Origin of the sequence: Nafulsella turpanensis ZLM-10 (assembly GCF_000346615.1) — a bacterium.
GTDB lineage: Bacteria > Bacteroidota > Bacteroidia > Cytophagales > Cyclobacteriaceae > Nafulsella > Nafulsella turpanensis.
This window is the reverse complement of sequence record NZ_ANNU01000049.1, coordinates 40994-60476: the sequence shown is the minus strand read 5'-3', so window position 1 is coordinate 60476 and position 19483 is coordinate 40994. Positions and strand designations below refer to the sequence as shown.

18 protein-coding genes are annotated in these 19483 nt (G+C 44.8%); 7 read left to right on the top strand and 11 right to left on the bottom strand.

All coding sequences use genetic code 11. The features are described from left to right. Positions 1–68: 68 nt before the first annotated feature. Together F752_RS0118200 and F752_RS0118195 are read right to left on the bottom strand one after the other, a co-directional pair. Positions 69–551: a hypothetical protein gene (locus tag F752_RS0118200; RefSeq protein ID WP_236614033.1), complete on the bottom strand. Its 483-nt coding sequence runs from the start codon at positions 549–551 to the stop codon at positions 69–71. A gap of 127 nt (positions 552–678) precedes the next feature. Further along, positions 679–1932: an aspartate kinase gene (locus F752_RS0118195; protein WP_017733183.1), complete on the bottom strand. Its 1254-nt coding sequence runs from the start codon at positions 1930–1932 to the stop codon at positions 679–681. 296 nt (positions 1933–2228) lie between these two features. Between F752_RS0118195 and fbp the strand changes: the two genes are divergently transcribed. Then, positions 2229–3254 (top strand): class 1 fructose-bisphosphatase, encoded by a 1026-nt coding sequence (fbp, locus tag F752_RS0118190; RefSeq protein ID WP_017733182.1) that lies wholly within the window; start codon positions 2229–2231, stop codon positions 3252–3254. A 95-nt stretch (positions 3255–3349) separates the two neighbouring features. Here the strand turns inward: fbp and F752_RS0118185 are convergent, their stop codons facing one another. Then, positions 3350–3859, bottom strand: a complete 510-nt coding sequence (locus tag F752_RS0118185; protein WP_017733181.1) for a DUF5606 family protein — start codon at positions 3857–3859, stop codon at positions 3350–3352. 58 nt (positions 3860–3917) lie between these two features. Beyond that, positions 3918–4526, bottom strand: a complete 609-nt coding sequence (gene yihA / locus F752_RS0118180; RefSeq protein WP_017733180.1) for a ribosome biogenesis GTP-binding protein YihA/YsxC — start codon at positions 4524–4526, stop codon at positions 3918–3920. 342 nt (positions 4527–4868) lie between these two features. On the opposite strand from yihA, the gene F752_RS0118175 reads away from it, so the two are divergent. The 6 genes from F752_RS0118175 (at position 4869) to F752_RS0118145 (ending at position 11075) form a co-directional block, all read left to right on the top strand. Next, positions 4869–6977, top strand: coding sequence for an OmpA family protein (locus F752_RS0118175; RefSeq protein ID WP_017733179.1), 2109 nt, complete (start codon positions 4869–4871; stop codon positions 6975–6977). Between the two features lie 162 nt (positions 6978–7139). Beyond that, positions 7140–7862, top strand: coding sequence for a bifunctional demethylmenaquinone methyltransferase/2-methoxy-6-polyprenyl-1,4-benzoquinol methylase UbiE (gene ubiE / locus F752_RS0118165; RefSeq protein ID WP_017733177.1), 723 nt, complete (start codon positions 7140–7142; stop codon positions 7860–7862). Further along, positions 7811–8566 carry a type IX secretion/gliding motility protein PorT/SprT gene (gene porT / locus F752_RS0118160; RefSeq protein WP_017733176.1) on the top strand — a complete coding sequence of 252 codons (756 nt, stop codon included), beginning with the start codon at positions 7811–7813 and terminating at the stop codon, positions 8564–8566. The genes ubiE and porT overlap by 52 nt, the downstream gene beginning before the upstream one ends. A 100-nt stretch (positions 8567–8666) precedes the next feature. Next, on the top strand, positions 8667–9422 hold the full coding sequence (locus F752_RS0118155) for an SDR family NAD(P)-dependent oxidoreductase (RefSeq protein ID WP_017733175.1): 756 nt from the start codon (positions 8667–8669) through the stop codon (positions 9420–9422). A gap of 169 nt (positions 9423–9591) precedes the next feature. Then, the gene (locus F752_RS0118150; protein WP_160164136.1) at positions 9592–10680 is read left to right on the top strand and encodes a SiaB family protein kinase; all 1089 of its coding nucleotides are present in this window, start codon (positions 9592–9594) and stop codon (positions 10678–10680) included. Then, a complete protein-coding gene (locus F752_RS0118145; protein ID WP_017733173.1) occupies positions 10677–11075 on the top strand; it encodes a DUF1987 domain-containing protein in 399 nt (132 codons plus the stop codon). Before F752_RS0118150 ends, F752_RS0118145 begins: the two co-directional genes overlap by 4 nt. Positions 11076–11105: 30 nt before the next feature. Here the strand turns inward: F752_RS0118145 and F752_RS0118140 are convergent, their stop codons facing one another. The 7 genes from F752_RS0118140 to F752_RS0118110 all read right to left on the bottom strand — a co-directional run bounded on the left by F752_RS0118140 (position 11106) and on the right by F752_RS0118110 (position 19401). Then, the gene (locus F752_RS0118140; RefSeq protein WP_017733172.1) at positions 11106–12995 is read right to left on the bottom strand and encodes a PP2C family protein-serine/threonine phosphatase; all 1890 of its coding nucleotides are present in this window, start codon (positions 12993–12995) and stop codon (positions 11106–11108) included. A gap of 131 nt (positions 12996–13126) precedes the next feature. Continuing rightward, on the bottom strand, positions 13127–13774 hold the full coding sequence (locus F752_RS0118135) for an alpha/beta hydrolase (protein ID WP_017733171.1): 648 nt from the start codon (positions 13772–13774) through the stop codon (positions 13127–13129). Between the two features lie 67 nt (positions 13775–13841). Beyond that, positions 13842–14273 carry a hypothetical protein gene (locus F752_RS0118130; RefSeq protein ID WP_017733170.1) on the bottom strand — a complete coding sequence of 144 codons (432 nt, stop codon included), beginning with the start codon at positions 14271–14273 and terminating at the stop codon, positions 13842–13844. 7 nt (positions 14274–14280) lie between these two features. Continuing rightward, positions 14281–15183 (bottom strand): hypothetical protein, encoded by a 903-nt coding sequence (locus F752_RS0118125; protein ID WP_026135832.1) that lies wholly within the window; start codon positions 15181–15183, stop codon positions 14281–14283. Between the two features lie 101 nt (positions 15184–15284). Next, the gene (locus tag F752_RS0118120) at positions 15285–18374 is read right to left on the bottom strand and encodes an ATP-binding cassette domain-containing protein (protein ID WP_017733168.1); all 3090 of its coding nucleotides are present in this window, start codon (positions 18372–18374) and stop codon (positions 15285–15287) included. A 95-nt stretch (positions 18375–18469) separates the two neighbouring features. Further along, positions 18470–18832, bottom strand: a complete 363-nt coding sequence (locus tag F752_RS0118115) for a DUF1987 domain-containing protein (RefSeq protein ID WP_017733167.1) — start codon at positions 18830–18832, stop codon at positions 18470–18472. Between the two features lie 26 nt (positions 18833–18858). Beyond that, positions 18859–19401 carry a SiaB family protein kinase gene (locus tag F752_RS0118110; RefSeq protein ID WP_017733166.1) on the bottom strand — a complete coding sequence of 181 codons (543 nt, stop codon included), beginning with the start codon at positions 19399–19401 and terminating at the stop codon, positions 18859–18861. Positions 19402–19483: the final 82 nt, after the last annotated feature.

Here is a 19483-nt window from a genome sequence, read left to right as displayed (position 1 = left end):
CACTAAAAATAAAAAGGTCGGAAGAAAAAATCTTCCGACCACTCCTGCCGGGAAAAGGCAGCCTTTTTTTATCCCCGTTCTATGGGGTCAAATCGAAAGCCAATGGGTGCCTGTTCTTTGGGTAGCTGCCCGCTGGTGAGAAATCGCTCCAGCTCATTGTCGTAAAAGCCTTTGAGGAACATAAAAAGAAAGTTGAGGAAATCTGAGAAATCATATTTTCCGTCTTCATGCTTTTTAATGGTAAATTCCGTCTCTTTTGGAAGCTTTATTAAAAAAGACTCATGGGCTTTTTTTACACAGGCCTCGAAAGTAATGTTCTCATCCGGAAACTGCTCCTTTTGGCACTGCAGGCTTATGGCAAAACGAATGTGCCAGAAGGTGTCCTTCTGCATGTCCATGGCCTCATAAATATCGTCCGTTAGCTTCTTGGGATCTTCTTTGCTGCGGAGGCGGAGTCGTTCGGGTGGTACCTGGTAATATTCCAGTACGGCTTCTCTAAAGTGCTGGGCAAAATGATAGCATTCCTGCTTATAATTTTTAAAATCCCTCATATTATTAGAGTAGGCCTCACAAAGTTGGTCGTATTTGCTCATCATTAATAATTACAGCTTTTCAATTATCTTTCATTAGATATATGCGCAGAAGAGCGGTTTTTGTTTAGTTTCCGCGCTATAAAATCTATCGAACCACAATTTGAAAGTTACTGCGGGTCTTTTGTTCCAGTAAAATTTCCTTCCCTTCACTTAGCTCCTCAATCAGTTCAGGGGTATAATTTTTAATCGTAATAAGCGTAAGGTCCGAGTTATAATAGATGTCATACTCATTTTCCAGATTGCCAATCAGGGCTTCGGTTTTCGCCGGGTTACTGTCGATGCAAATAGAGAAGGAGATGGCGGAGTTCTGCATCAGGTTGATTTTGATGTGCAGTAAATCCAGCAGAAAGAACAGGTGACTCAGGTTGCGCTCCGTAATAAAGGAGATGTCGCGGATATTGAAGCTGATAAGCGTCTGTTTTTTCTTGAAGATAATGGCAGGCGCTTCCATCTGGTGGTCCATTTCAAAAATGCGGGTGCCGGGCTCCTCCGGGTGGTAGAAGGAGCGTACCAGCAGCGGAATTTTGTGGTTGGCCAGCGGTTTTATGGTTTTCGGGTGGATAACCGAGGCGCCATAGTAAGTCATTTCCGCTGCCTCGGTGTAGCTGAGCTGCGGGTAAAGGACTGTATTTTTAATCAGTTTCGGATCGGCATTAAGCACACCGGGCACATCTTTCCAGATGGTGACAGAGTCGGCATTGAGACAGGTGGCAAAGATGGCAGCCGAGAAATCAGAACCTTCGCGGCCAAGGGTGGTCGTCTCGCCTTCGGGGCTTCGGCCAATAAAGCCCTGGGTAATCATTACTTCCTCTTCCATAAGGCCAGGCAATTCACGGGTAATCTTGCTGCTGGTCAGCGACCAGTTAATCTGGGCTTCTTTATGGAGGCTGTTGGTGCTGATGTAGTCACGGGCATCGAGCCAGCGGCAGGAGTGTCCGGTATCGGCAAGGTAGGCCTGTACAATAATGGTGGAAATAAGCTCGCCATGGGCTACTATTTCGTCGTAGGCCTGTGCGGCATTTTGTTTTTTTGCCTTATGAAGTGCCCTGGTAAGGGACTGGAAGCGCTGCGCCAGCTGAAAGTGTACCTCGTGGCGCAAATCGGAAAAAAGCGCTTTTACAATTTGCAGGTGGTATTCGTACAGGGAATTGACCTGTTCCTGGAAAGACTGGTGCTCCAGGCTAAGCTGCAGCAGCTCTTCAAGGGCATTGGTGGTTTTTCCCATGGCCGATACAACCACCAGCAGCGGGTCTTCTTTGTGAGCCGAGATAATTTTTGCAACATTTTTTACACCTTCAGCGTCCTTTACCGAGGCGCCGCCAAATTTAAAAACCTTCATAATGGGTTGGAAATCGTTCGTTAAAAGAAGGCAATTATAAGGTTTTATACTTTTCTAAAAAGAATTTTACCGATAATATTACCTGTTTCTACAAACCAATCGGCTTCTTAAAAGTTTTGTACTTAAATCGCCAGTTATATTTTGTGAGAATAGGTATCCATATTTTCCTGATGATATTTTTTTCCGCAATCGTTTGCGTGACTTAATGGAAAAGTTATTATCTTTACAACTGGTTATAAAAAGACAAATTTTCCACGGAAAAATTAATTGTAACCGTATTATACCCTTATTTTTTTATGACAAAGGAACATTTAGGCTTACCGGTAGGAACTACCCTCGACAGATTTATAAAGCGGAAGCAGGACGATTTTCCGTACGCTACAGGTGAGCTTTCTCAGCTGCTACGTGATATTGCCCTGGCAGGCAAAATTATAAACCGGGAGATTAGTCGTAGCGGTCTGCTGAACATAGGCGGCGCTTTTGGTGCCACCAATGTACAGGGAGAAGAACAGCAGAAGCTGGATGTGATTGCAGATATCCGCTTTACCCGTGCCTTAAAAAATGGCGGCGAGGTATGTGCCATTATTTCTGAAGAAGAAGAAGAAATTATCGACCTCGATAATCCGAAAGGAAGGTACATTGTTGCCATGGACCCTCTCGATGGCTCTTCTAATATTGATGTGAATGTTTCTATCGGCACCATTTTTTCGATATACAGACGCAAGTCTCCTGTAGGTGGCCCGATAAGCAAGGAAGATGTGCTGCAGGCTGGCACCGAGCAGGTGGCTGCAGGTTACCTGCTGTACGGCTCCTCTACCATGCTGGTATATACCACCGGCCACGGGGTATACGGCTTTACTTATGAGGCTTCGCTGGGAGAGTTTTTCCTTTCGCACCAGGACATAAAAATGCCTGAAGACGGGAAAATTTACTCCATTAATGAAGGAAGTTACTGCTCTTTTGAGCCCGCCGTTAAGGAATATATCGACTATTGTAAAGAAAATGAATACAGTGCCAGGTACATAGGCTCGCTGGTAGCTGATTTCCATAGAAACCTTTTAAAGGGTGGTATTTATATTTACCCCTGCACATCTAAAGCCCCAAATGGTAAGCTAAGGCTCCTGTACGAATGCAATGCCCTTGCGTTTATTGCAGAACAGGCCGGAGGTTGCGCTACCAATGGTTATGGCAGGGTTCTTGAAATTCAGCCCACCGAACTCCACCAGCGATGCCCGTTCTTTATTGGCTCGAAAAAAATGGTGCAAATGGCCAGCGACCTGATGAAGAAACAGGAGCAGGAGACTGCCGCAGGAACAGTTTAGTAGTGTTTTTGGATAAATAGTTTTAGGTTGTAATGGAAAAGCCACTCCTCATTGGAGTGGCTTTCTGTTTTTTTTGATTTTATTCAGTAGCGGACTTACGCTTTTTCTTTTTTAGAAGCTTTTTTTGCTGTCGCTTTCTTTTCGCCTTCTTCCGCCCTGGCCTCTTCTTTAGCGTCGGTGGAGGCCTCAGTACCTTCTTTTTCAGTGCTTTCTTTTAAAGCATCCGGAGCATACTTCAGGAGAATCTTATACCAGCTTACCAGTTTTTTGATGTCTGAAACATACACACGGTCGCGGTCAAACTCGGGTAAAACGTGCTGCAAAAAAGCCTTTAGCTCTTCCGGAGAAGAGGAGCTGTCAACACCGGGGTCGTCACCAAACTCTTTATGGATGGTATAAAACACTTCTTCGAGCGGGGCAGAGCCTTCTGCGTCAGTGGTATATATCGAAATTTCCTTTAATACAGAAATCCGGTGGCTGGCAGTGGCCACCATACGGGCTGCCTTATCGTCCAGTGTTTCAAGAATAACACCGGAGCGGGTGGGTTTTACAATTCGAAAAAGGCCACCTTTACCTGAAACGGAAGCAATTTCTTTTAAATCCATGGACACCTAATTTAAATAAACGATTAGTCAGTTTTAGTTTTATTAAAAGAGCGTGATTTTACGCTAAATTTTTGAATTCACTATTAATTTCGCGGATAAAATTGAGTAGTTCCTCTTTCCCTTTTTCCTGTACGGCGGAGGTGACAAAATATTGCGGCATTTCTTCCCAAAATTTTCGCATCTCCCGTTTATAAAAGGCTACATTTTTATCGCGTTTGGGTGGCGAAAGTTTATCACCTTTTGTAAACACCATGGCAAAAGGAATTTCATTCTCTCCCAGCCAAAGCATAAATTCCATGTCAACCTCCTGTGGCTCATGCCGTACATCAATCAACACAAAGGTACACAACAGGTTCGTGCGCTCCTTAAGGTATTTTTCAATCATAATGCCCCAGTCGGCCTTTTTTGCTTTGCTCACCTTAGCATAACCGTAGCCGGGTAAATCGACCAGATACCAGCTTCCTTCAAACAAAAAATGGTTGATGAGCTGTGTTTTGCCAGGCCTGCCAGATGTTTTAGCTAACTTTTTATTGCCGGCCAGCATATTAATGAGCGACGATTTCCCAACGTTTGAACGACCGATAAAGGCATACTCCGGCAGGTTTGGAGCAGGGCATTTGGCAATATCGGTATTGCTGATTACAAAGTGAGGATTCGGGTGCGCCATTACGCTTAAAATAAAGGGTTTCACTTACAAAATTAAAGAAAATAGCAGGCAATCGGAGGGAAAAACTGAATTAATTCATTTTCAGCTTATTATTCTTTATTTCTTACAAGCCAACCAATAGGATAAATCGATGGAAGGTTTCCTGTGAGCCTGATAGGGCAAAATTAATCGCCCCGGGCCAGTAGGATATGTGGAGGAAAATTAGCTAAACTTGCACTGGCATTACATGTTTCCGGCTGTGGGATGTAAACAGCTATTGGAAAAACTATAAATTCCTCACTAAATTAGGACTCTTGAATTTCAGCTTGTTGAGCCTGCTCGGCTCAAGTATCAATTAAGGCGATGATAAACAGGTATACCAAAGGACTTATTATAGCACTCCTGGCATGTTTTGGCCCATTGGCGGCACATGCCCAGTACGAAACTAAGGCAGATAGTGTAGCCGCTTCAGATCTCTACTACGAGATAGGGCAGGAAGTTCTAAAGGCAACAAAAGTTGTTACCCAGGCGCGAGACCAGTTCGAAATTGCCGCGAACCTGAACCCGGAAAATATCTGGGCGAACTACATGACGGGTAAAACTTACCTTGAAACAGTACACAAAGAAAGAGCCTCCAAATATTTCAAGCGGGTGTATGAGCTGGATCCTAACTTTCGCTACGACCTCCTGTACTCTATTGGCCGTGCTTACCAGTATGGTCTTAACTTTGAAGAAGCTCTTCACTACTTTAACCTATATAAAGAAAAGACGCTGTCGGATGTAAACTACCGCGGTAAAGACAAGGTGCAGTTAGCAGAGGTGGAGCGAAGAATACAGGAATGCCAGAATGGCGCTGAATATATCAAGAATCCCAAGCACTATGCCATTGTCAATGTTAGCGAAAAAGTAAACTCTCCCTGGCTCGATTATGCGCCGGTAGTGAATGCTGACGAAACAGTGATGATTTTTACCACCCGTCGGCAGGAAGATAACCTCAACGAAAACGTGGATGAGGATAACTTTTATTTTGAGGATATTTTCATTTCTGAAAAAGGCGAAAACGGAGAGTGGAGCTCGGCTAAAAACCTCGGGGTACCTGTAAATGACGAATTCCATAACAGTAACCTGGCACTTTCGGCCGATGGCCAGACACTGTTTGTTTACCGTTACGATAATGGCGGCGATATCTTTTTCTCTACAAAAGAACCAGACGGAAGCTGGTCTTACCCGGAGCCATTAAATAAATATATTAACTCCAGCTTCGCCGAGAAGTCCGTTTCCATGTCGCCCGACGGACAGCTGCTCTTCTATTCCAGCAACCGCCCCGGCGGACTTGGCGGAATCGATATTTATGTAAGCACCAAAGACGCCAATGGCGAATGGGGAAGGTCTAAAAACCTTGGGCCCATTATTAATACAAAATTCGACGATGAAAGCCCTTTTATTCACCACGATGGCAAAACGCTCTACTTTAGCACGAAGGGCCGCAAAGGAATGGGCGGCTACGACATTTTTAAAAGTGAGTACGATAGTGTAGCAGGAGAATGGACCGAGCCGGTAAATATAGGTTACCCGATAAATACGCCTGATAATGACGTGTTTTTTGTTGCTACCAAGGACGGAGAGCGGGGCTACTATGCCTCCGTTCGGGAAGACGGGCAGGGATACACGGACATTTATATGGTGAACTTCCTGGAAGAGGAGGTGGCTGCAAAGCCGGTTTTAGCTAAGAAAGAAGAACCTAAAAGAGAAGAGCCTAAAAAGGAAGAACCAAAGAAGCAGGAAGAGAAACCTGTGGAAGCGCCTAAGGCCCTTCAGCCTGTAACGCTTACCATTAGGGTAAGCGATAATGCTACAGGCAGGCCGCTGCCGGCAAATATTAATCTTCGGAAGCTGTCCAATAACCAGGTGGCCGGCAAGGAATCCATCGAAGAAGGAATCTACCAATTTACTATTGTAAATAAGGAGCCAACGGAAATGATGCTTAGCATTGAGAAGGATGGTTATATGTTTAAGAATTTCCGCCTTACCCTTCCCGCCTCCACGGAAGAGGCACAGCACATTAGTCGAAATGTAGAGCTGGATATGCTTCGCGTTGGCTTGTCTTCGGTACTCAGGAATATTTATTTTGATTTCGATAAAGCTACCTTCCAGAAGAACTCATTCGATGAGCTGAACAAGCTGGAGCGCCTGCTCAATGAGAACCCTGATATTGTGGTTGAAATCTCCGGACATACCGATAATATTGGTGGCGCCGCTTACAACAAACAGCTGTCCCAGCTTCGGGCCGATGCGGTTGTTAACTATGTCGTGCAAAAAGGAATCAGCAAAGCCAGGGTTATCGCAAAAGGTTATGGAGAAGAGCGTCCGCTGGCTTCTAACGACGACGAAAAAGAAGGACGTATGCTAAACCGCCGGGTAGAATTTAAAGTGCTCAGCAAAGGCGGTACTGCTTCGGCCGATATAAAATAGCATTATTAGCTACTCAGGTTTTTAAAAAGCACAGGTTTGGCAGCCTGTGCTTTCTGCTTTTGTAAAAGGCAGAAAGCAAATTTTAAAACATAAAAACTGTTCATCCGGATTTTTGATTGTAATATTGTACAGTATTTATACAAGGACTCTAAGTAAAATTGCATGGCTGTTGTACCTTATAAAGGAGAAAGTAAAGGAAAGAAGGAGCAGGTGGCTCATATGTTCAACAATATCAGTAAGAAGTACGATTTGTTGAACCATCTTCTGAGTTTGGGAATCGACATCATCTGGCGGAAAAAGGCCATTGCTTTACTTAAAAAAGACCAGCCAAAATACCTGCTCGATATTGCCACCGGTACCGGCGATTTTGCCATCGAAGCACTTTCTCTTCGCCCAGACAAGGTGGTGGGGGTGGATATATCGGAAGGAATGCTGGCAGTAGGCAAAGAGAAAATTAAGCGCAAAGGGCTGCAGGATGTAATTGAACTGCAGCAGGGCGATTCTGAAAACCTGCAGTTCGGGGATGATAGCTTCGATGCGGTGATAGTTTCTTTCGGCGTCAGAAATTTCGAGAACCTGGAGGCCGGTTTAGCGGAAATGCTCAGGGTTTTACGCCCGGGTGGCAGGGTGGTAATTATAGAATTTTCAAAGCCACGCCGTTTCCCCTTTAAGCAGCTTTACAATTTTTATTTTCAGACCATCCTTCCTAAAATCGGTAAACTCATTTCCAAAGACCGCTCGGCCTACACTTATTTACCGGAGTCCGTACAAGAATTTCCGGATGGCGACCGTTTTTTAAATATTCTTTCAGACCTCGGATATAAACAGACAAGATGCAAACCGCTAACATTTGGAATAAGCTCCATTTATACCGCTATAAAATAATTGTTTTTACTTTGCTCGGCCTTCTGAGCCAGGCTCCTGCTTTCGGACAAAGCCCCGTAACCTATTCGCGTGAAAATCTGGTGGGCTATGATGACCGTCTGCTAACTTATGGCTTTACACTTGGAATACACTCCTCCGCTCTGCGGTTAAAGTATGCCGACAGCTTCGTTAATGATGCAGCCTTTGCCGATGTGGCCAATATTACGGCTCCCAATGGCTTTGGCTTTTCAATAGGTTTCCTTGGCAGCTTACGCCTGGCGCAGTATCTTGATTTGCGCCTGATGCCTAAGGTAGGATTTTACCAGTATTCTATCGATTACCAGTATACAACGGTTGATACTCCTGACAAGACCTTTTTTGCTGACTTTACTACCATTGACCTGCCCCTCTTATTCAAATACAAGTCTGAGCGGCGGAAAAACTTCCGGATGTTTTATGTGGCTGGTGTAAGCCCTACCATTGATGTAACAGGCAAAAAGCAGCGTGAAGAAAATGAAGAAGAAGGACTGCAGCTGGCGGGCGATAATCTTTCGCTGGAAGTAGGCTTCGGAACAGATTTGTATTTTCCACTTTTTAAATTCTCTCCGGAAATTCGCTACTCCTATGGGCTGGTAAACGTGCTTAAAAATAACAGAAATGAGGTTGGAATGGCCTTTGACCGGATGAACACTCAATCCATTGCTCTCTACCTTATATTTAATTAAGTATTGTTTAAAACTTTTAGAAGCCTTTCCTTTTTAGAGGGAAAGGCTTTTTATTGCAGTTTATCCTGGTAAAATACTTCAGCTTCTAAATTTTTTAAAGATGAAAAAGAACATATTAATAACAGGTGCCACTTCGGGCATAGGCCTGGCTACAGCCCGCCTGCTGGCAAAAGAAGGCTACTCCCTTGTGCTTTGCGGGAGGAGAACAGAGCGCCTGCAGGAATTAGCCGGAGAACTGGGTGAAATGGCACAACTGCACCTGCTTACTTTCGATGTGCGCGACCGAGAGGCAGTGGAACAGGCCATCGGCAGCCTTCCTGAAAAGTTTAGAACGATTGATGTACTCGTTAATAATGCAGGGAATGCGCATGGGCTCGACCCTATAGGCGAGGGCAATCCGGAGGACTGGGATGCCATGATTGATATTAATGTGAAAGGCCTGTTGTATGTAAGCAAAGCGGTGATGCCTCAAATGATGGAAAGAAAGGAAGGGCATATCATCAACATAGGTTCCATTGCCGGTAAAGAGGTGTACCCAAAAGGAAATGTATACAGTGCCACCAAGCATGCAGTCGATGCACTTAATAAAGGAATGCTGCAGGACCTGAATCCTTACGGCATAAAGGTTACGGCTATAAACCCTGGGCTGGTAGAGACAGAGTTTTCGCTGGTGCGTTTTAAGGGCGATGAAGAAAGGGCAAAAACCGTATATGAAGGCTTTGAGCCCCTCAGGCCGGAAGATGTGGCCGAGGTGATATCGTTCGCCATTAGCCGGCCTGCCCATGTTAATATCAGCGATCTTATACTACTGCCAACAGCACAGGCCAATGCTACCATTGTTCGAAAAGAGAGCTGAGGTGTGATAAGTGGAGGTGGTGACAAAAAAAAGTAAGGTTAAACGTTGTTTCCCGAAAAAGCCTTGCTATTTTTATATTTATTCCGCAATTCGTGTAGTAGGAGAAGGAGTGTAGTTTTTATCACTTCAACCTTCGAATGGCTGCTTTATCTTTCTGATGGTACTGAACTTGAAAAAGGTATACGATTTTTTCCAGCTGCTCCAGGGAGACAGCCTAAGCCTTTTTTACCAGGGGGTAACCCATGATGATATTACGGAAAAGCTGATAAGCCTGAGTGATACCAATATCAGGAGTCAGTCGGACTTAAGCAGGATTAGAAAAAGGGTAGCCTTTGCCATATCGGAATGCTTTCAGAATATTATCCGACACAAAGACCTGCCAAGGGAGCGGCAGAAATCAGCTGCCCTGCCCAGTATGTTTATGATTCGGAATATCCGGCAAAGCTATTATATTGGTTCGGTAAACCTGGTAAAGAAGGATAAAGCAGGCAAACTTGAGCAGCAGTTACAGAATTTAAATAACCTGAGTAGCGAAGAGCTGCGGCAGCTGTACCTTCAGTTGTTACCTTCTGTTGAGCTTTCCGAAAAAGGGGGTGCCGGATTAGGGCTGATAGAAATGGCCAGAAAGTCGAAACAAAAGCTGGAATTCGACTTCAGGTCTTTGAACAAAAGCTTTTCTCTTTTTTTTATGCAGCTTTCCTTTAGCGAGGAAGTGCAATCGATTGCCGCACCAGGCTTAAGAGAAGTGGAGGGGCTGTATGATGCACTCCTAACGCACAAAGTAATGCTCCTGTACAAGAGCGACTTTTCGCAGGAAGGGATGCTTCCTTTAATTGATATGATGGAGAATAACCTAAGCAAGGTTACAGCCACCCGTACTTTACAGAGAAAGGTAATGTATGTAATGATAGAACTCTTCCAGAATATCATAAAACATGCAGCTACCGCCTTTAACAGACAGGAGGGTATTTTGCTGATAGCCTCCACACCTGAGGGATTTGAAATAAGTACAGGCAACTATATCAGAAATACAGATATTGATGCACTGGAACAGCACCTGCTGCAACTTAGAGGACTTGAAAAAGAGGGCTTGCAGCAATACTACCGTCAGGAGCTGCTCCGTACTCAGCAAAATACCAAGGGAGGGGCAGGGCTGGGCTTAATCGAAACCGCTCGCTATAGTAATCAGCAGTTTCAGTATAGTTTTTTACCAGTAGATAAAGAAGTTTCTTTCTTTTCATTTGAAATAAAAATATGACAGCTTTTACCATCGCCAAAAATATTGAGCTTGAGAAAAAAGCAGATACACCAATGGTTAACTTTCTGGCCCAGGAAGGACTTTTGGAACTACGAGGCAGGTCTTTGCCGGAAAATGCCGAAAGCTTTTACCGCCCTTTGCTCGATTGGGTAAGCGGCTATGTTAGTATCGCACCCGGGCGTACAGTTTTTAGCCTAGACCTGGAGTATTTTAATTCAAGCTCTGTTAAACAGGTGTTAAGCCTGTTAATTAAACTGGAAGAGCTAACAGCTGCCGGAAAAGAAGTGGAAATTATCTGGAAGTATAATGAAGATGATGAACTGATGGAGATGAAAGGCCGCGAGCTTGCCAGTATAGTGGAGCTGCCTTTTCGCATGGAGTCCTATTCGCTCTAAAACTGAAAAGAACTCCTTTTGTGCATTCCCTTATAACAGGCGGATGCCCATTATCAGTACATCATCTGTTTGGGGTGTTTCTTCCTTCCATTGGTAGAAGGTTCTTTCGATGGTAAATTTTTGCTCCTCGGCCGAAAGGGGCTGAATGTCCATGAGCATTCTCTTAAACCTTTTGGTATTAAATTTCTGGTCGTCATTTCCGCTAAACTGGTCCATATAGCCATCGGTAAACAGGTACAGCATACAGCCGGAGCGGTACCTGCAGGCATTATTGGTAAATCTTCTTTTTTCCTTCTCGTTGTGCCGTGCCCGTAATGTCTTGCCTCCCACAGAGCTCACATCTGCCTGTAATACCTGCAGCTCCTGGTCGTGGACCAGGTAAGCCGGGTTCATGGCACCGGCAAACACAAGAGTATAGGCCTCCGGATCAATGAGGCAAACAGAAATGTCCATTCCATCCTGTGAAAACTCATCGCCTTTCCGCTGGTTCAGCGATTCAATAATGCCCAGGTGTAACTGTTCCAGCACAAGGGCAGGGTCATGCACCTGCCGCTCGACCACTATTTCGCGGAGCAGGCGGTGACCAATTAACGACATAAAAGCGCCGGGTACTCCATGGCCTGTACAGTCGGCTACTGCTACCAGATACTTTTGCCCGATTGGTGCCACAAAATAAAAGTCCCCGCTTACAATGTCCTTTGGTTGCAGAAAAACAAAAGATTCGGGCAGGTGCTGTTGCAGGATATTTTCGCTAAGCAGAATAGATTGCTGAATCCGGCGCGCATAATTTAGGCTGTCGGTTATCTGCCTGTTTTTAGACTCTACAAGAAGGCTGTTTTTGCGCTTCTGCCGATAGTTGATGTAGGCAAGCATGGAAAGGCCCAGGGATACCGCCAGAAAGCTAATCATCAGGTACAGAGAGTTCTTTTGAGCACTTAGCTTGGCAGATTGAGCCGTAATTAAAAGTTTCGCATTTACAATCTCCTGCTCAGCCATTGCTATCTGGCGTTCGCGGCGGAGAATTTCCATGCTGTCGCCAAAGGTCTTGGCCTTAAGCCTTGTCAGGAGGAGCAGCTCTTTTTCTCGACGAATGGCCTCTTCCTGTTCCTTTATTCCCTCAGGATCTATCTGGCTCAGGACAGGCTTTAAGTTAAAGTTCTTATCAATGGTAACAGCGTGAGGAGGCGGAGCATCTTCAGCCAATTCAGAAACAGTTTTGTTGTTTTTGTTTCGGCTGTCCTGTTTTTCCTCAGACGGCGATTTAACAGCTAAGTCCTCTTCTCTTGTTCGGGTGTAAGAGGATTTAGTCAGTGGAGTATACTCTTTCAGGAGCGCATTATTTTTTTGAATGGCCCGTTCCAGCAAACTGGTTGGCGTATCGCTGGAGGGAGAGGGGCTGAAGAGCCACCCTCCTTTCTCTTCACTTACAGCAGCGAGGTGAAACTGCTCCTTTCCCGGATTAAAATAGAGCCTGCCCAGGTTTTTATTGAGCAAAGAATCTTTTCCCTGCTTAAAGCTGTTGAGCACAAACTCTGCTCCGGTAAAAACAAAGCCACCCTTCCTGATACTCAAAGGAAAAGCTCTTGTATCAATTATCAGGAGATTTTGGTTATAGCCCTTCTTGCTGATGATAACCTGATAAAGCCCATTGAACGGTAGCCTGAACCGGAAGAGGCCTATTTCGTTGGTGTTGAGCTGTTGCACCAATTGTCCGTTACGGGTAATCTTTATTTTTGCATCCTGCAGGGTTCCCTGCAATAGGGTAGGACTATTCTTTTTAAACAGGCCCTGCCCGGCATTATGCTCATATCCATGGATGGTGCCTTCCACTACAAAGCCATTGGTTTGCGGAAACGCAGGGAGTGCCTGTAAGAGCAGGCAAGTGCTTATAACTGCTAAAAATTTATATATCTGTGACAAGCAGCTTTTTAAGTTGGTGGATAAGAAAAGCTTTTTAATTAAAACCGAATTTGATTAAAAAGCGAATAAAGTCCGTTAAAATCTGGGTTCAAAGATAGCAATTATTCCTTAAATTATTGGAAGACAAATGCTTAGTGGGTGAAATAAGTTTTCAGGATTTCGCCTGAAATCTCATGCTTGCCGGGAAAGGAAATAATAGATGGTTGTAATCCCATTTTACTAAAAACCTGCTTTTGCTCCTGTAGATGGTTTTCTTTAATATAAGGGTCTTCCGTTCCATACACGATGGAAATACGGCTATCCTTAAGGCCTGCTGCAGAAAGCTCCACGGGCAGGTCGGGAGGAAAAACGCCTGCCCATAAAACCAACTCTTTAAAGGCTTGCCCACTAAGGGCAGCCCAGCGACTGATAGTGGCAACTCCCTGCGAAAAACCCAGCAGATGAAGAGGGCGGGAAGGGTGTTCTTTTGTGGCCGCGGCATATACCGCTGAAAGGTAGCGGACGTAATTATCAATATCCGACTGGCGGTCTTCTTTTGTCATCCAGGTGGCACCTACTCTGCCGCTAAAGCCTTCCAGATAAAAGCGGGACAATCCCTCCGGGGCAATTACATAATGTCCCGCATCGGCCAGGGACTGAAAGTGGCGGATAAAATAAGAGGCCAGCTGTCCGTATCCATGGCATACCAGCCACACTGCCGGAGTTTGCATGTTAAGCTTACCAAGCGTAAAATACCGGGCCTGAAACTGCGTAAAAATGCTCTGCTGTTGTGCTTCCATCCTAAAAAGAAAAGCAGGTACTATGTTGGTACCTGCTTTAAAATTAATATTTTAACCAGTAAACTATTTATCGTTTAAAGCCCAGAACACTACCGCCGCAATGGGTACTGGAGCCATCGAAGGTAAAGGTAATGTAATAAATACCTGTGGAGTTACAGTTATAACGAAGTCCTTTAAAGATCTTTCCATTGGCTGCGTTGGTGGTAAGCTTCCGCCGGTTTGAGTCGTAAAGGCTTACAACAATTCCATCAGCGGTATCACCATCGGTGCAGAGGTTTATGGAGTATTCTGTTCCTTTGGCAAAAACATAGGAATACTCTATTTTATTTTTACCTCCGCCTTCACCATCGACAGGAAAGCTCTTCACAAAATTAAAACCATCGCCCAGCTGGGTGATACAATTATCGGCGAGTTCAGATGCACTGCACTGTGCGTTTGCTACATTGCCAGCGAATAGGAAGAACGCAAGGAAGCTGAAGGTTACGAAAACTTTCTTCATGTCGGACTTATTTAATAATGTTTTTTCTGATTGATTGAGTGTGAGAAGCAATCTCCTTGAGGTTCTCAGGAGACATGATTACTTCACTGGTGCTATTGTCCTGTACAACAAGCATGCCATCTACTTCCACGAAGGTAGGTTCGGCATACGTGTGGACAATTTCTACTTTTCCGAAAGCATCAGCCAAAGGCTGCAGCTCTTTCATGTAAGCGGCCATACTGCTATTGCTTTCGCTGTAAAAGCTAAGCAGGAGCATGATATTGTCCATAATCATTTTCTGCTCGCCAATACGCTCAATCAACACTTTATTATTAGGATTCTTTTCTGCTACCTGGCAGGTGATATGGAGGGCTTCCAGCCAGCCACCGGTCAGGATAAGGATGCTCAGGTTTGAGCGTTTCTGGTCCTGAAGAAAAGCATTTATATTATTGAAGTTTTTAGTAGTCAGGTACAACAGAGAATCGAGATTGCTGCTGTTGGTAGCTAATCTTTTAATAGTTCCAAAATCAAAGAACTGCCCGATACTTAATTCATCGGCTAGCTCTTTAATGGAATTCAGGTAAAAGATAGCATCCTGGTTTTGCTCGTAAATATTAGTATATCCAAGATCCGTTCCGTATATGCCAAGGTTGATGGCTTTTTCGTAATTGGTATTGTATACCGAGGTTTTTTGCGGGTCGTTGAGCATGGCCTGGTTATAAGCCGTGCCTGACTCCTTGAGGAGAACAGAAATTTCGAGTGGTGAAGGGATTTGCTGTAAAATATCCGTAATTACCTCCTGCGAGATTTCCGGTTTTGCCACACGGGTACTGTCCAATGCTGCCTGATAGGCTTCCGCGCTTGGAGCCTGGTGTGTTTCGCAGGCCCAGAGCGATACCAGTAATATAGCTGACAGGGAAAACTTTCTCATGTAATTCATTTCAGATTAAACAAAAGTATTAATAACTCTTCGATTAACAAGTGTGATTTTTTATCATATAGTACACCGTTAGTTTATTCCGGTGATCATGCCTATTTGCTGAACAGGTTAAGGAATTTCCTTAGTGCCTCCACATAAAGTGTGCAGTAGAGAAGGGCGGTCATGAGCCAGATGACCACGATATTGAAAATATATGTGTCGAAATACCTTCCGAAAAGATGTTTTTGCGGAGCAAAGAAGTGAGAGCGGTAATCCAGGGCATGAGCAGGATTATCAGGAATCTGGTATACCGGATCGATGAGCGGAATAAATTCGCCATTACTCTCAATAATTCTATCTTCTGTACTTACATTTCTTACAAGGTCGGATAGGCTCTCGTTAAAATATAAATTCTTGTAGGTATTAATGTCGAAGCCAGGTTCCATAGAGGCCCTGAGGACCGGTAGCTCTTCCAGCTTGGTTTCTGCCAGCTGGTAACTTTCGAGGTAATGCGAGCGAAGGTTCTCGAAATACAGCTCCAGCTGTCCGGCCAGTTCTTCTGTAAAATCGGCCGGTTTTAGCTCCGCAACCCTTATATTTTCCAGACCTTCTTTATAAGGTTCCTTCGCCAGTTCATTCCTGAGCAAAGCTACTTTCTGCTGAACCAGCAGCTGTACACTATCGTCTGCACTTTCCTGGTTGGTCCGGATAAACGTAAGGGTTTCTCCCAGCTTGTCCATCAGGTAATTTGACTTAAAGTCGGCTGTACGGGCTTTTTGTTCGAAATAATAAGCCGGCATATTATAAAGGTTGTTCTTAAACTGGTAAATAGCCATGGCCTCATAGGCCCAGCGACTGGCCATCATATCAGCCACCAGTGGTACTTCGCCCCGTTTGCTAATGGTGTTGTTCAGCTTATCGAAAGGGAACAGCAGCCCGCTCAAAATCATTTGCGGAATGAGCAGCATAGGGATAAGAATATAAACCGTTACAGCAGAGTTAAAGGCCGATGATACATTCAGTCCCAGCACGTTTGCAAAACAACTAACGGAGAATAGGACAAGCCAGAAGGCCATGGTCATTCCTTTAATATCGAGTACCAGGTTCCCAATCAGCACAAAACAAAAGGTTTGAATGGCCGAAAGCGTAAACAGGATCAGGAGCTTGGAAGTAAGGTAACTGTTCCAGCTCAGGTTCAGGAAGCTTTCCCGCTTCAGTATCTTCCGGTCGCGGATAATCTCTTCGGCACTCACCGATAAGCCCATGAACAGCGCTACCACGATGGCCATCATCAGGAAGGCAGGAATGTTTTCGTTAAAGCGGAAGGTATACTCTTGGCGTGTATGGTAGCGAATAATAAAGGACAGTATGAGCGCCAGCAGGGGTGCTTCAAGCAGGTTAATCAGCAGGTACTGCTTATTACCCAGCTTCGATAAGGTATCGCGCAGGGTAAAAATAGCCGTTTGCTTCAGGCGGGAGGGGAGGCTCAGGTTTTTTGGAGGAAGTTCTTTTATATCCTCCACCTTCTCCAGCCTGAACTTTTCTTTAAACTGGTCGTGCCACTGCATAGGGTTGACCTTTCGCTTATTCGTCAGCTGCCCGTATTCGTCGACCACCTTGGCTTCGATTATGTTGAATATCTGCTCAGGATTTACATTGCTACAGGTAGGGCACTGGCCCCGGTCGCTATCGACCTGGTTGGTGGCCTTTTTAAAATAAGTGACCGCTTCCACGGGGTTCCCGTAAAAGATAGGATAGCCACCGGTGTCCATAATGTACATCTTGTCGAACATCTTGTAAATGTCCGACGATGGCTGGTGAATAACCACAAAGATAAGCTTGCCTTTCAGCGAAAGCTCTTTCAGCAGGTCAATTACGTTTTCTGAGTCGCGGGAGGAGAGGCCGGAGGTGGGTTCATCGACAAATAAAATAGCCGGTTCGCGAATAAGCTCCAGGGCAATGTTCAGGCGCTTTCGCTGACCCCCGCTAATGGTTTTGTCAAGGACAGAGCCTACTTTCAGGTCTTTGCGCTGCTCCAGGCCGAGGCTTTCGAGCATATCCAGCACCCGCTGATGGAGCTCTTCTGCAGGCATGCCGGCAAAGCAAAGCTTGGCGTTGTAATACAGGTTCTGGTATACGGTTAGTTCCTCGATCAGGAGGTCGTCCTGCGATACATAGCCGATTACTCCCTGCAGCTGGTCTTTTTCTGTATGCAGGTTGTAGCCGTTGATGAGGATTTCTCCTTCCGAAGGGCTTTCAATACCAGCCAATACATTTAGTAGTGTGGTTTTACCTGCTCCGCTGGCACCCATTATACCAATGAGGTTGCCCGGCCCTTCAGAGATGTTGATGTTCCGTAAGCCTTTATCGCCATTGGCAAAACGAAAACCAATTTCAATGGCATTAAAAGATAGTTTGGTCTGGACGGCCTCCAGGTTAAACTGGCTGGTTAAATCGCTGTAATATAGTGCGGCCCCCTTTGGGGTTTTAATGGTGCTGCCGTGTGAGTAGAGGTATACCTGCTCGGGCTTCATAATAAAGCCATTGAGTACCACCTCTTCGTGGCCGAGGTAACGGACAAAATACATGTCGACACTCTTTACCTGCATAAAGATGAGCTCGCCCTCCAGGTCGGTATGTACATACTTTTTGCGATCTTCTTCGGGCTGCTCTGCCGTGGTAATGCCGGTTTCTGCCAGCAGGCTTTCGATGCCGCTGTTTACCACCAGCATATCCTCAAAATTCAGCGAGCGGCTCCCTTCGCTCAGCACAAAACTCTCGATGAGCTTATACTCATCTTTGCTGAATTTAAATACAGTGGAAATGGTATCGACAATTTCCATTCGCTGCGGAGTGAAGTTTTTATCGGAAGCCACCAGCTCCAGAATCTTGATCAACACGACAACTTTTTGCTTCTGCGTAAGCGTTTTATTGATCTTTTTACAGATGGCAAGGGTTTTTACCGAGTCGCGTACAGAGGTTAACTTTCTTACCTTCTTCTGCTTCTCTTCCTCTTCGTCCTCTTCCTGGTTATAGCCAACATACTTATCGTACAGCTCCAGGTATTCTTTTACAGAGTCCTGGTCCAGCTCCTGCTGAAAGAAACGGATGACGAACATTCTTTCTTTTTCCGTCACGCCGCCATCCTGCTTGGTAATAATGGCAAAAAGCTGGGTAAGGGCTTTTAGTATTTCTTCACTCATACAACACTATCGTTTAACAAAATAACAGGGGACTGATGGCGGCAGGAGCAGAGCCCCGGATTTGGATCCAGGGCCCACCGCGGAGGCCGACCTGCTTAGTAGGTTTTAAATTCGAAAGGAAGCTCGACCAGTTCAGAGAATTCTTCGCCGGCTTCTTGCATATCTTCATCATCTTCGTGGTAATACCAGATGATGGTAACTCCTTCAATATCTTCCAAATTGGAGAGTATATCGAGGATAAGCTTAGAAGAGGCAGTGTTAAAATACTCGAGTTTAAAAACAAACTCGGTAGCATTCTTCGGCTCTTCCTTATATTCGTCGATCCAGTCCAGAACGGGTTGGTAGAACTCGGCCGAATCTTCTGGTAATGAACGGCCCGAAATTTCAAAGATGCCGTTATTCTTGTCTAATATGATCTTTGGGGTATCTTCTGTACCCTCCAGGTGTAAAATTTGCATATTCCAGTCTTTTTAGCCTTGTTTAATTATTCTTTAACAATGGTAGTTTTTAGAGAGAAGAAAGAGTAGTTACTGTCGATTTCCTGAAAATCAAATTCCAGTTTCTGACCTGACTTCCGGGCCATATCGACAAAGCCCAAGCCTGCTCCGCCTTTTTCTGAGAGATTGGTATTTTTGATAATGTCTTTATAAAGCTGCTTAAGGCCATCTTTATCTAAACCGTTAATCTGCTCGAGTTTACCACGCAGTTTTGGTACCTCCTCATTCTTAATGGGGTTGCCAGAGGTAATAATATAGGAAGCTTCCTGCTTGCCAATCATAAAGATAGCAGTAGGCTTGTTTTCTTTTTTTGCATGCAGGTCTTCGCTGTGCTTTACAATGTTCTGGAGACATTCTACCATTACATTAAAAACCTTCCGCTTAATGCTCGACTCTTCGCCCATGGAGTCCATATTCCGCTCGGCCATTGCCAGCACGGATTTAGTTATCTCCTGCGTGAATTCTCCCTCGTAAACCAGAATGAGGTTTCGTTCGAGCATCGTTTTATGCAGTTCATAGATATACTTCATGATGTATGCTTTAAAATTAGTGGTTTCTTAAACTTTTTTTCTTGCTTTTATGCCCTGTGAGGGCTGAAAATTATTTTTTGTT